The organism is Bradyrhizobium sp. USDA 4461, from assembly GCF_054055655.1.
Window position 1 is genome coordinate 6160694 of the sequence record NZ_JBSRXM010000001.1, and the last position, 12907, is coordinate 6173600.

General features: G+C 65.4%; 11 protein-coding genes. 5 read left to right on the top strand and 6 right to left on the bottom strand.

Features of this window, described 5'->3' with window-relative positions; genetic code table 11:
* The first annotated feature begins 68 nt into the window (after positions 1-68).
* The 3 genes from parC (at position 69) to ACVINW_RS28910 (ending at position 4401) form a co-directional block, all read left to right on the top strand.
* On the top strand, positions 69-2324 hold the full coding sequence (gene parC, locus ACVINW_RS28900; protein WP_456754418.1) for a DNA topoisomerase IV subunit A: 2256 nt from the start codon (positions 69-71) through the stop codon (positions 2322-2324).
* A gap of 169 nt (positions 2325-2493) precedes the next feature.
* A complete protein-coding gene (locus ACVINW_RS28905) occupies positions 2494-3450 on the top strand; it encodes a cation diffusion facilitator family transporter (RefSeq protein ID WP_456754419.1) in 957 nt (318 codons plus the stop codon).
* A gap of 147 nt (positions 3451-3597) precedes the next feature.
* Positions 3598-4401 (top strand): N-acyl homoserine lactonase family protein, encoded by an 804-nt coding sequence (locus tag ACVINW_RS28910; protein WP_456756529.1) that lies wholly within the window; start codon positions 3598-3600, stop codon positions 4399-4401.
* A 20-nt stretch (positions 4402-4421) separates the two neighbouring features.
* On the opposite strand, the gene ACVINW_RS28915 is transcribed toward ACVINW_RS28910, so the two are convergent.
* Positions 4422-4613 (bottom strand): hypothetical protein, encoded by a 192-nt coding sequence (locus ACVINW_RS28915; RefSeq protein WP_456754420.1) that lies wholly within the window; start codon positions 4611-4613, stop codon positions 4422-4424.
* Positions 4614-4776: 163 nt separating this feature from the next.
* On the opposite strand from ACVINW_RS28915, the gene ACVINW_RS28920 reads away from it, so the two are divergent.
* A complete protein-coding gene (locus ACVINW_RS28920; protein WP_456754421.1) occupies positions 4777-6030 on the top strand; it encodes an adenylate/guanylate cyclase domain-containing protein in 1254 nt (417 codons plus the stop codon).
* A gap of 114 nt (positions 6031-6144) precedes the next feature.
* Here the strand turns inward: ACVINW_RS28920 and ACVINW_RS28925 are convergent, their stop codons facing one another.
* Positions 6145-7389: an MFS transporter gene (locus ACVINW_RS28925; protein WP_456754422.1), complete on the bottom strand. Its 1245-nt coding sequence runs from the start codon at positions 7387-7389 to the stop codon at positions 6145-6147.
* A gap of 449 nt (positions 7390-7838) precedes the next feature.
* Positions 7839-8192 (bottom strand): PadR family transcriptional regulator, encoded by a 354-nt coding sequence (locus ACVINW_RS28930; protein ID WP_456754423.1) that lies wholly within the window; start codon positions 8190-8192, stop codon positions 7839-7841.
* Positions 8193-8551: 359 nt separating this feature from the next.
* Here ACVINW_RS28930 and ACVINW_RS28935 point away from each other — a divergent pair, with 359 nt between their 5' ends.
* The gene (locus ACVINW_RS28935; protein ID WP_456754424.1) at positions 8552-9922 is read left to right on the top strand and encodes an Nramp family divalent metal transporter; all 1371 of its coding nucleotides are present in this window, start codon (positions 8552-8554) and stop codon (positions 9920-9922) included.
* A gap of 76 nt (positions 9923-9998) precedes the next feature.
* Here ACVINW_RS28935 and ACVINW_RS28940 read toward each other — a convergent pair whose 3' ends face one another.
* From ACVINW_RS28940 to hemB, 3 genes are all read right to left on the bottom strand, one after another.
* A complete protein-coding gene (locus tag ACVINW_RS28940; protein ID WP_456754425.1) occupies positions 9999-10775 on the bottom strand; it encodes an arginyltransferase in 777 nt (258 codons plus the stop codon).
* A gap of 86 nt (positions 10776-10861) precedes the next feature.
* Entirely contained in the window at positions 10862-11434 is a 573-nt protein-coding gene (locus ACVINW_RS28945; RefSeq protein ID WP_456754426.1) for an RDD family protein, read from the bottom strand.
* A gap of 222 nt (positions 11435-11656) precedes the next feature.
* Positions 11657-12721 (bottom strand): porphobilinogen synthase, encoded by a 1065-nt coding sequence (gene hemB / locus ACVINW_RS28950; protein ID WP_456754427.1) that lies wholly within the window; start codon positions 12719-12721, stop codon positions 11657-11659.
* Between the last annotated feature and the right edge of the window lie 186 nt (positions 12722-12907).

A 12907-nucleotide genomic window follows, 5' to 3' on the forward strand; every position in this document is an offset into this window, starting at 1 on the left:
GATTCGGGTCCTAAATTCCCGCCGATTCGCGGCTTGCCCGATTCACCGCCAAGGTTTAACGCCTCCCCATGGGAAAACGACAGATACCGCCGGAAAAGCCGGCCGAAATTCACGAGGTGCCGCTGCGTGATGCGCTCGAGGAGCGCTATCTCGCCTATGCGCTCTCGACCATCATGCATCGCGCGCTGCCGGACGCCCGCGACGGGCTGAAGCCGGTGCACCGGCGCATCCTTTACGGCATGGACCTGCTCGGGCTCGACCCGCGCGCCGCATTCAAGAAGTCGGCCAAGATCGTCGGCGACGTGATGGGCTCGTTCCATCCGCACGGCGACCAGGCGATCTACGACGCCATGGTGCGGCTGGCGCAGGATTTCTCCTCGCGCTATCCGCTGGTCGACGGCCAGGGCAATTTCGGCAACATCGACGGCGATAATCCGGCGGCCTACCGCTACACCGAAGCCCGCATGACCGAGGTTGCGCGGCTCTTGCTCGACGGCATCGACGAGGACGGCGTTGAATTCCGCCTCAACTACGACGGCCAGTCGAAGGAGCCGGTGGTGCTGCCGGGCGGCTTCCCGAACCTGCTCGCCAACGGCGCGCAGGGCATTGCGGTCGGCATGGCGACCTCGATCCCGCCGCACAACGCGGCCGAGCTCTGCGACGCCGCGCTGCACCTGATCGAGAAGCCCGACGCCAAGTCGAAGGCGCTTTTGAAATGGGTCAAAGGTCCGGACTTCCCGACCGGCGGCATCGTGGTCGATTCCAAGGAATCGATCATCGAGGCCTACACCACGGGGCGCGGCTCGTTCCGCACCCGTTCGCGCTGGAGCGTGGAAGAGGGCGCCCGCGGCAGCTGGGTGGTCATCGTCACCGAGATCCCGTGGCTGGTGCAGAAGTCGCGGATCGTCGAGAAGGTCGCCGAGCTCATCAATGAGAAGAAGCTGCCGCTGGTCGCCGACATCCGCGACGAGTCGGCCGAAGACGTCCGGATCGTGCTCGAGCCGAAATCGCGCACCGTCGATCCGGCGCTGATGATGGAGTCGCTGTTCCGGCTGACCGAGCTGGAAAGCAAGATCTCGCTGAACCTCAACGTGCTGATCAAGGGCCGCATCCCGAAGGTGGTCGGCTTGGCCGAGTGCCTGCGCGAATGGCTCGACCATCTGCGCGACGTGCTGGTGCGCCGCTCCAACTTCCGCAAGGGCCAGATCGAGCACCGGCTCGAAATCCTGGGCGGCCATCTCGTCGCCTATCTGAACCTCGACAAGGTGATCAAGATCATCCGCACCGAGGACGAGCCGAAGCCGGTCCTGATCAAGACCTTCAAGCTGTCGGAGATCCAGGCCGAAGCCATCCTCAACATGCGCCTGCGCAATTTGCGCCGCCTGGAGGAGATGGAGATCCGCACCGAGGACAAGGAGTTGCGGAAGGAGCTGAAGGGGATCGAGGGCCTGCTCGCCTCCGAGCCCGAGCAGTGGGCCAAGGTCGGCGATCAGGTGCGCAAGGTCCGCGACATCTTCGGACCGAAGACGCCGCTCGGCAAGCGCCGCACTACCTTCGCCGATGCGCCCGAGCACGATCTTGCGGCGATCGAGGAAGCTCTCGTCGAGCGCGAGCCGTGCACCGTCGTGATCTCGGAGAAGGGCTGGGTGCGGACGCTGAAGGGCCATGTCGAGGACCTCTCGGGGCTCGCCTTCAAGACCGACGACAAGCTCGAGCACTCGTTCTTCGCCGAGACCACCTCGAAGCTGCTGCTGTTCGCCACCAACGGCAAGTTCTACTCGCTCGACGTGGCCAAGCTGCCGGGCGGCCGCGGCCATGGCGAGCCGATCCGCATGTTCATCGACCTCGAGCAGGACGCCGCGATCATCTCGCTGTTCGTCAACAAGGGCGAGCGCAAGTTCCTGATCGCGAGCAGCGAGGGCCAGGGCTTCGTCGTCAAGGAAGAGGACTGCGTCGGCAACACCCGCAAGGGCAAGCAGGTGCTCAATGTCGAGATGCCGAACGAGGCCCGCGCGATCACGACCGTCAACGGCGACACCGTCGCGGTGATCGGCACCAACCACAAAATGGTGCTGTTCGGTCTCGACCAGGTGCCGGAGATGGCGCGCGGCCGCGGCGTGCGCTTGCAGAAATACACCAGCGCCTCGCTGTCCGACGTCGCGGTGTTCGACTCCAAGACCGGCCTGACCTGGAAGGACTCCGCCGGCCGCGAGCATAGCATGACCATGAAGGAACTGGCCGACTGGCGCGGCAACCGCGCCGATGCCGGCCGGCTTGCCCATGGCCTGCCGAAGTCGAACAAGTTCAATCGCGGCGTGGAGTAAACGTTTGGTAGCCCGGATGGAGCGAAGTGAAATCCGGGGCCGCTGTCACACGTGGCAATGATCCCGGATTGCGCTGCGCTCCATCCGGGCTACGGCCCTGCCGCGGTGTGATAGTATCCACATTTCACCGCGCTATAACCGTCGCCGACGATCTCGGGCGACGGTTGCCATGGCGCACAATCACAGTCACGACCACAGCGGTCATTCTCACGACCATTCCCATGCAGGGCACTCTCACGCCGGGCACAGCCACGCGCCCGACAGCTTCGGCACGGCGTTCGCGATCGGCGCGTCGCTCAACACCGCCTTCGTCATTGCGGAGCTGATCTTCGGCTACTCCGCCAACTCGCTGGCGCTGGTCTCGGATGCCGTCCACAATCTCTCCGACGTCATCGCGCTGCTGTTGGCCTGGGCCGGGGCGTGGCTCGCCGGCCGGCGTCCGACCGACACCCACACCTATGGCTATCGCCGCGCCTCGATCCTGGCGGCGCTGTTCAATGCCGGGCTGCTCTTGATCGCGGTCGGCGGCATCGCGGTCGAGGCGATCAACCGCTTCCGCGAGCCGGCGGAGGTCGCGAGCTGGACCGTGGTCTGGGTCGCGGCGCTCGGCATCCTGATCAATGGCGGCACCGCGCTGCTGTTCATGCGCGGCCGCGACAGCGACCTCAACGTCCGCGGCGCCTATCTGCACATGGCGGCAGATGCCGGCGTCTCGCTCGGCGTCGTGGTCGCCGCGCTCTTGATCATGGCGACCGGCTGGCAGTGGCTCGATCCGGCGATCAGCCTGGTGATCGCCGCCGTCGTGCTGCTGAGCGGCTGGGAGCTTGCCCGCGACAGCGTCAATCTCGCGCTCGACGCGGTGCCGAGGGGGATCGATCTCAAGCGGGTGCGGGACTATCTCGCCGCGCTCGAGGGCGTCACCGAGGTGCACGACCTGCACATCTGGGCGATGAGCACCAGCGAGACCGCGTTGACCGCGCACCTGGTGCGGCCCGGCGGCCATGATGACGTCTTCCTGCATCGCGTCTGCGCCGAGCTGTCGGAGCGGTTCAGCATTCACCACGCGACGTTGCAGGTCGAGATCAGCAGCGAGACCTGCCGGCTGGCACCGGCGGAAATGGTCTAGCCGTCACCATCCACTCGCATTCAATTGATCGACCGGCCCATCTCCGCGTCTTCCACGGCCGCCGACGAGGCGGCACATTGCGGCCGCGCATGCAGACAACCGGCGCGATCAGCGGAGGGCGACGTGAAGAAGGCAATCGGTCTTGCGATGCTGCTCTGGGCGGTGGGCGCTGTGCCGCACGCAGGCGCCCAGCCGGAGAAATCCGGCGTCGAGCGGCTCTACATCCTCAACTGCGGTGAAGGCGTTGCCGGCGACATTTCGCGCTGGTCGCCCGGCGTGAACGAAGGCAAGTCGATGGACTTCGTCGACAATTGCTACTTGATCAAGCACGCGCAGGGCTGGTTCCTGTGGGACACCGGCATTCCCGACGCGGTCGCGGCGATGCCGAACGGCCTTGCGCCCGCCGACCCCAAGGCCGTCACCTGGCGGCGGCCGAAGACGCTCGCCGCGCAGCTCGACCAGCTCGGGGTCAAGCCGTCGGACATCAAGGCGATGGCGGTCTCGCACACCCATCCCGATCACATCGGCAATGTCGAAATGTTTCCGGCCGCGATGCTGTATGTGCAGAAGGCCGAGTACGAATGGCCCGGCGCCAACAATGCGCCGCGCCTCAAGCCCGAGCATCCCGTCACCAGGCTCGAGGGCGACCGCGACGTGTTCGGCGACGGCAGCGTGACGATCCTGTCGACGCCGGGCCACACGCCCGGCCACCAGTCGCTGCTGGTCAAGCTGCCGCACACCGGCGCGGTCGTGCTGACCGGCGATGCCGTTCACTTCAGGGATAATTGGGACAATCGACGGGTGCCGAGCCTGAATGCCAGCAAGGAGCAGACGCTGGCCTCGATGCAGAAGATCGCGGACACGCTGACGAAAGAGAAAGCGCAGCTCTGGATCAACCACGACAAGGTGCAGCGCGACGGGCTGAAGCTGTCGCCGGAGTTTTATGACTGAGCGGCCTTGTTACCGCCCGATCAGCTGTGCGGAGCGGACGGCGCGCTCACCGGCGCGGCGGGGACGTGCTTCGGCTTCATCGTGCCGGCGTAGAACGACAGGGCGTACACCAGGATGATGCCGGCCAGATACACGCCATAGGATTGCGGCGGGGTGATCGCCCAATGCACGAGGCGTCGGATCGGATTGGGCTCGTCGCGGTCGTTGTCCATGCGCCCTTGTGCGCGAAGGGCGGGGCAAAGGAAAGCCGAATCGGCGCGCTGTTCCCTGTGAAATGGCGAGGCGAGGCGGCCCTGCAATGCCGCATGGGCGTTCGCATCTGTCACGCGACGACGAGCCCTTCCTCCCGCACCGATTGCCCGGCATAATCCACTGATGGAACTGACGCCCCGCTTGCGCCTGATGAATTGGCTGGTCCGCCAGGGCCTCACCGGCCTGCCGGAAAACGACCTGTTGCGCGGCTTCTGCGAGCGCTGCCGGGCGGCCGGCATGCCGCTGTCGCGGGCGATCGTCTTCATCGACACCCTGCATCCGATCTTCGAGGGGCGCGGCTTCCGCTGGAACGACGGCGAGAGCAACGAGGCCGACATCTTCGAATACGGCTCGACCAGCAGCGGCGAGGCCAGTCAGACCTGGCGGCGGTCGGCGTTCCATCACATGCTCGAAAACGGCCATGACGAGATGGTGATCGATCTCGCCGAGAACCATGATTTCTCGATGATCGGCGAGCTGGCCGAGAAGGGCCACAAGCATTTCGCGGCGTTCGTCCACCGGTTCGGCGAGGCCGGCACGATCGGCGAGATGGACTGCTTCTATTCCTACTACACCACGCGCCATTCGGACGGGTTCAGCGACGATCACATGGCGGCGCTGCGCGATCTGGTGCCGGTGCTCGGACTCGCGATCAAGTCGGCTGCTCAGGTCGAGATCGCCCGCACGCTCGGCCGGGTCTATCTCGGACGCGAGACGGCGGAGCAGGTGCTGCGCGGGCGCATGCAGCGCGGCATCACCGAGAAGATCAAGGCCGTGCTGTGGTATTCCGACGTGCGCGGCTCGACCGCGATCAGCGAGCGCATCGGGCCCGACGAGATCATCCCGTTCCTCAACGACTACGCGCAGGCCTCGATCGACGCGATCCATGACGCCGGCGGCGAGGTCTTGAAGCTGATCGGCGACGGCGTGCTGGCGATGTTCACCAGCGAGAACCTGGCGAGCGCCAAGCGCGCAGCGCTGCGGGCCGAGCACAGATTCCGCCACAACATCCGCGTGCTGAACGATCGCCGCGAGAACGAGGGACGTCCGACCACGACAGCCTATGTCGGGCTCCACGTCGGCCAGGTGTTTTACGGCAATATCGGCAGCGAGGACCGGCTGGATTTCACCGTGGTCGGGCCCGCCGTCAACGAGGTCAGCCGGATCGCCTCGATGTGCGCGTCGGTCGACCGGGAATTGCTGACCTCGAGCGATTTCCGCACCGGGCTCGACGCCGCCGGCCGCAACTACCTGGTCTCCACCGGCCGCTTCGTGCTGCGCGGCATCAGCCACGCGCAGGATCTCTACACGCTGGATCCGGCCGTTGCAGCCGACGAGGTGGTCGGCGGCAAGTATGAGCGGTACCTGGCGAGCTAGCCGGACTCGTTTCCCGTCATTGCGAGCGAAGCGAAGCAATCCATTTCACCGCTTGTGGAGCAATGGATTGCTTCGTCGCTTCGCTCCTCGCAATGACGCGGGGGCAGGGGCTGTTCAACACCGTGCCGGCTCTCCGACCATGTCGGGCTGCCGCGTCAGCGACACTGCGGGCGACATCAGGATCACCAGCGCCTGGGCGGCGAAGATCGCGGCCGCGAGGTAGAGGCAGGCTTCGGCACCGTAGAGGCCACCGACGACGGCGCCGAGCGCGGAGCCGAGCGGGCGGGCGCCGTAGCTCATGATGTTGATCGCCGAGACGCGGCCGAGCAGCGAGGGCGGCGTCACCGATTGCCGCAGCGTGGTGGTCGAGATCACCCAGAGGATCGGGCCGACGCCGAGCAGGAAGAAGCCGAGGCCCGCGAGCAGCGGCGTCGCGATCCAGGTGGTCAGCGCCATCACCAGCGAGGCGACCAGGCCGGTGACCGGGCCGAGCCCGATCACGGTGCCGAACGCCAGCCGCTTCATCACCCGGGTTGCGAACAGCGCGCCGACCACCATGCCGACGCCGTACATCGCAAGCGTGGTGCCGACGCCGGTGGCGCTGAGCCCGAGATGGCGCACCGCATAGGGCACGAACACGGCGAGCAGCAGGAACGACGCGGTGTTGAAGATGAACTGGGTGATGAACACCGGCCGCAGCAGGGCGTGGTGCATCACGAAAACAGCGCCTTCCTTGATGTCCTGCATCGGATGACGCCGCGGGGCGGGCTGGCGCGCCGGCTCGTAGAGGCCGGCGAGCAGCACGACCGCGATCGCCGACAGTGCCGCGGCGAAGCCGAAGGCGGGCGCGGCGCCGACCCAGCCGACCAGCACGCCGCCGAGCGCGGGGCCGCTGGCGAAGGCGACGGTGCGTGCGAGCTCGATGCGGGCATTGGCGGCGGGCAATTGCTGTGACGTCACCAGCGACGGGACCAGCGCCGGCGCCGCGACGCTGTAGGCGACCGTGCCGCAGACGGCGATGAAGCCGAGCACGGCAAGCAGCGGCAAGGTCATCAGGCCGAGCCAGAGCAACAGCAGGATCGCGGCCAGCGCCGCCGCACGCAGCGCCTCGGAGCCCGCCATCACCCAGCGCCGCGACACACGGTCGGCCAACAGGCCGGCCGGAATCGCAAACAGGATGAAGGGCAGCGTCAGCGCGGTCTGCAACAGGCCGGTCTGGCCTTCGCCGACGCCGAGCACCAGCACGGCGACGATCGGCGCGGCGGCAAGCGCGATCTGCTCGGCCGATTGCGCGGCGAGGTTGGACCAGGCCAGGCGATTGAAGGTGCTTGGCAGGCGAGGCGGCGTATCGGCGGACATGGCAGAATCCCTGGGCAAATTCGATCTCGCCATAGTGTGTGGTTGGACGACGTCCGATCCCACCCGTTTCCTGACAACGCCAAAAGCCGCGGTCCGAGAATCCGCGAAGGCGCCGAGGCAGGCGGGACATCAGCAAGGAAGGGCAAGTGCGCTCGTTGGCGTCGAGCGTGAGGTGAAGCGCGATCACGGAGACCACGCAAAAGGCGGAGCACTATGCTCCGCCTTTATCCGCATTCTGCTCGCGTCATCTTGCAATGTGAAACAAGACGACCGTACTCCTAGCAACACGCCAACCGAACGCCCAACACCAACCCAAAGCCTGTCGCCGCGCATATCTTTTTGCTTCGTTCAAGCCCTTATCGCGAACAAGCCTCAAGTATTTACGCTGTAGTCCAATACGGTAGTCGTAGAACTCTGCACGCGGCCACAGAGCCGCGTACAGAGCGGCTTTACACCACCACGGGGGGCGGCATCGGGCCATTCTGCGTGCCTTCATGATCACCTCCAAAAGTGGCGGCAACAGATTTCATGAAGGGGCTAGTCGAAAGGGTGTATGCGCCCGCGTCTTTCAGCGCCCTCCGCCCCTTAGCAGTTGAGGCATAATACTTCCGCGGGCGCCCTCTCGATTTCTTGGAGGGCGTCGAAACTTCATCAACGCGAGAATTAATCAACCCGTGCTCTTCGAGCCGTCCCAGAGCGATGTAAATTTGCGCATCTGCGAGCTCGCGACCAACGATACGAGAAACTTCAGCGGATATTGCGGTCCCGTACGCACGATCGGGTCGGTTAATAATCACGTTCATGATCGCAACCTGGACTAAGCCGAGGGTGCGGGTGTGCAAGGAGTCCGTCTCACTGTGCACATTGGTCGTCCTTCGCTTTCTTCGCCTTCTTCGCTTTCTTAGCCATAGTATCCTCTCAAGGTTTCATGGATTGAACGCGACTCCGAGGCATGCTTGGCGGAGGGCCAGCCTCGCAACATCCTCAATTATTATACTATCAACTGGTAGGTTATTCGGCAACGCACCCCACTTCGCAACTGTGGAAAACTGAAGGGCTGCGGACCGCAGAATTGCCGCCGACGGGGCAGTGGCGGCTTCGTGAGCCTAGATGCAGTTGCAAATGAGTTGCAATAACGGGAGAGATCGGCCATCCTGACGCGATGGATGCCAGGACCCCTGAAATGCCTTCCGTTTCCGCTCCCAGCGCCGGGCCGGGCGGCTGGCGCAATGACGCCGGCCATGCGCGCAGCCTTCCCGAGGTGAACGCGACCGTTCGGGTGCCGAGCACGGGCGTGTGGTGGCGCCGGCTGCTGGCCTTCGCAGGACCCGGCTATCTGGTCTCGGTCGGCTACATGGACCCCGGCAATTGGGCGACCGACCTCGCCGGCGGATCGAAGTTCGGTTACACGCTGCTGTCGGTCATCCTGCTCTCCAATTTGATGGCGATCCTGCTGCAGGCGCTGTCGGCGCGGCTCGGCATCGCCACCGACCGCGACCTCGCGCAGGCCTGTCGCGCGACCTATTCGCGGCCGGTGAATCTCTTGCTCTGGCTCGCCTGCGAGGCCGCGATCATCGCCTGCGATCTGGCCGAGGTGATCGGCACCGCGATCGCGCTGAAGCTGTTGTTTGGCATTCCCCTGATCGGCGGCGCGCTGCTCGCCGCGCTCGATGCGTTCCTGCTGCTGCTGCTGATGAACCGCGGCTTCCGCTTCCTCGAGGCCTTCGTGATCGCGCTGTTGATCGTCATCGCGGTCTGCTTCGTGGTGCAGATCGCCGCCGCGGCGCCGCCGATCGCCGGCGTGCTCGGCGGCTTCATGCCGTCGCGCGAGATCGTCACCAATCCGGAGATGCTCTACATCGCGATCGGCATCATCGGCGCGACCGTGATGCCGCATAACCTCTATCTGCACTCCTCGATCGTGCAGACCCGCGCCTATCCGCGCACCGACGAGGGGCGGCGCGATGCGATCAAGTGGGCGACCGCCGATTCCACCATCGCGCTGATGCTGGCGCTGTTCGTCAATGCCGCGATCCTGGTGCTGGCGGCCGCGACCTTCCACAAGAGCGGCCATTCCGATGTCGCCGAGATCGATCAGGCGTTCGAATTGCTGTCGCCGCTGCTCGGGCTCGGCATCGCCTCGACGCTGTTTGCGGTGGCGCTGCTCGCCTCCGGTCTCAACTCGACGGTGACGGCGACCTTGGCCGGCCAGATCGTGATGCAGGGCTTTCTCGATTTGCGGCTGCCGGACTGGCTGCAACGGCTGGTGACCCGCGGCATCGCGATCGTCCCGGTCATCGTGGTCGCCGCGCTCTATGGCGAGAGCGGCACCGCGCAGCTCCTGGTGTTCAGCCAAGTCGTGCTGTCGATGCAGCTGCCGTTCGCGGTGATCCCGCTGGTGCGCTTCGTGTCCGACAAGCGCAAGATGGGCAAGCTTGCGATCTCAGCGCCGGTCGCGGCCGTGGCGTGGATCATCGCCGGGCTGATCGTGATCCTGAACGTGAAGCTGTTGTTCGATACGATCTTCGGGTGAGCAGGCGAATAGCGAATAGGGTCAGCGAATTGAGGGCCAACGGCTATTCGCTATTGGCCAGTCGCTATTCGCGCGTTCAGTCCTGCGGCTCCGCAGGCACCTCGCCGGTCGCGTCGACGCGCAGCCAGCCCGACGGCGCGAGCCGCTGCTGCGGCAGGAAGCGGCCCTTGTAGTCCATCTTCTTGGAGCCCTCGATCCAGTAGCCGAGATAGACGTAAGGAAGGCCCTGCCGGCGGGCGCGGGCGATATGGTCGAGGATCATGAAGGTGCCGAGCGAACGCGCCTCAAGCCCCGGCTCGAAGAACGAATAGACCATCGACAGCCCGTCGCTGAGCACGTCGGTCAGCGCCACCGCCATCAGCTCGTCGCCGCGGCCGGTGATGGCGCTGTCGGCGTTGCGCTTGCGGTATTCGATGATCCGGGTCTCGACATGGCTGTCCTCGACCATCATCGCGTAGTCCAGCACCGTCATGTCGGCCATGCCGCCGTTGCGGTGGCGGCGGTCGAGATAGGCCCGGAACACCGAATATTGCTCCGAGGTCGGCACCGCGGTGCGCTGCTCGCCGATGATGTCGGCGTTGCGGGCCAGAACCTTGCGGAAGTTGCGGGAGGGGCGGAATTCGTTGGCGACGACGCGGACCGAGACGCAGGCCCGGCACTGGTCGCAGGCCGGGCGATAGGCGATCGACTGGCTGCGGCGGAAGCCGCCATGGGTCAGCAAGTCGTTGAGATCGCCCGCTTTGTCGCCGACCAGGTGCGTGAAAACCTTCCGCTCGTGGCGGCCCGGGAGATACGGGCAGGGCGAGGGCGCCGTCAGATAAAACTGCGGGGTATCACGCGAGTGCTGGGTCACGTCAGATCGTCGGGCTCCACAAACAGTAAAGGCAGCCGCGTTAGCATCGCCCCCCGGAGGCTAACGGTCAATTGGTTTAGGTGGCCCTAATAGGAGGCCCGCGCGGCCGGACTGACCTGGGTCCGGACCGAGCTGTTGATAACAACGGTTCCGAGGATGATGTCGTGCAGCAGCCGGCGGCGGCCGTTGAGCAGGCCGACCAGCAGCACCAGCGGCGACAGGAACGAGATCGTCACCCAGAACAGCACCGCATGGGTGGCGCCGAGCACGAAATAGCCGCGGGCGCCGTACCAGGTGCGCAGTTCCAGATCCATCATGCGCATGCCGATCGTGGCCGAATGCTGGCCGCCGATCGAGGCGCCGTAATAGACGATGGCCCAGACGATCGAGGCCGGCGACACCAGCCAGAACAGCGCCCAGCCGAGGCCGAGCGTGACAAGGCCGAACACCGCAATGAAGATCACGGCCAGGATCACCGGCACCGACAGCACGAAGAGGTCGATCAGGAACGCGAACACGCGCCGCGTCAGCACGCCGCGGAACAGATCCGGCTCTATCGACGGATCGAACGCATGCGGAGGCACGCCGCCGTCGTTGCGCCAGGCCTCGCTACGCCAAGCCTCGCTGCGCCGAGTGCTGCCGTCATTGCCGTAAGACATGACCAACCTCCGATGAAACTCCCGCGCAGGACATGGGATCAGGAGGCCCGCCTGCCAAGTCCACGCGAACATTAACTAGCTGAAATAATCCGGCGATTCGGCGGCTGAATTGAGCGGTTCTTACCCCACGCCGTCATTGCGAGCGAAGCGAAGCGATCCATTTCTCAGCTCGCGGCGGCATCGATTGCTTCGCTTCGCTCGCAAATGACGGCGAAGGAATTGTCAGCGTTCCGCCCGGATCTTCGCGGCGGCCTGCGGCGCGAAATAGGTCAGGATGCCGTCGGCGCCGGCGCGCTTGAAGCCGACCAGGCTCTCCATCATCGCGCGCTCGCCGTCGATCCAGCCATTGGCGGCGGCGCCTGCGATCATCGCGTATTCGCCGGACACCTGATAGACGAAGGTCGGCATCGCGAAATTGTCCTTCACGCGGCGGACGATGTCGAGATAGGGCATGCCGGGCTTCACCATCACCATGTCGGCGCCTTCGGCGATGTCGAGCTCGACCTCGCGCAATGCCTCGTCGGAATTGGCACTGTCCATCTGATAGGTGCGCTTGTCGCCGGTCAGCGTCTTGGCCGAGCCGATCGCGTCGCGGAACGGGCCGTAGAAGGCGGAGGCGTATTTCGCCGCGTAGGACATGATCTGGACGTCGCCGAAACCGTTGTCGTCGAGTGCGGCGCGGATCGCGCCGATCCGCCCGTCCATCATGTCGGACGGCGCGATCACGTCGCAGCCGGCCTCGGCCTGGGTCAGCGCCTGCTTGACCAGCACCGCAACCGTCTCGTCGTTGAGGATCTTGCCGCCTTCGATCAGCCCGTCATGGCCGTGGCTGGTGAAGGGATCGAGCGCGACGTCGCAGAGCACGCCGATATCAGGAAATTCCTGCTTGATCGCGCGCACCGCCTGGCAGACCAGGTTGTCGGGGTTGAGCGCCTCCGAGCCTTGCTCGTCGCGCAGCGACGGCTCGGTGAACGGGAACAGCGCGATGCAGGGGATGTCGAGCCTGGCGGCGCGCTCGGCGTCGCGCACGATCTGGTCGACGGTGAGCCGCTCGACGCCGGGCATCGAGGCCACCGGGGTGCGGGCGTTGTGGCCGTCGACCACGAACATCGGCCAGATCAGGTCGTCGGTGGTCAGCACGTTCTCGCGCACCAGGCGGCGGGCCCATTCGGTCTTGCGGTTGCGGCGCATCCGGATCGTGAGGTCGAGCGAGGGCGAGGCGAGGGCATCGGTCTGGCGCCGCGGCGTGTCGCGCAATTCGATCGGGCGCCCGAATTTGATCGCCATGTTGTCTTCTCCTCGACGGCAGCCTTGTCTGGACCTGATACTGGTCTGGACCTGATATAAGTCGCGTTCTAGCACCTCGCAGGGGCGCCGTCATGGCGCCGCCATTGCATCCCGGGCGCCCTTGAATTGCCGCAACGGCAATTGATTTTGCCTCCCCGGCGGGCCAAGACTGCGCCATGAACCCCA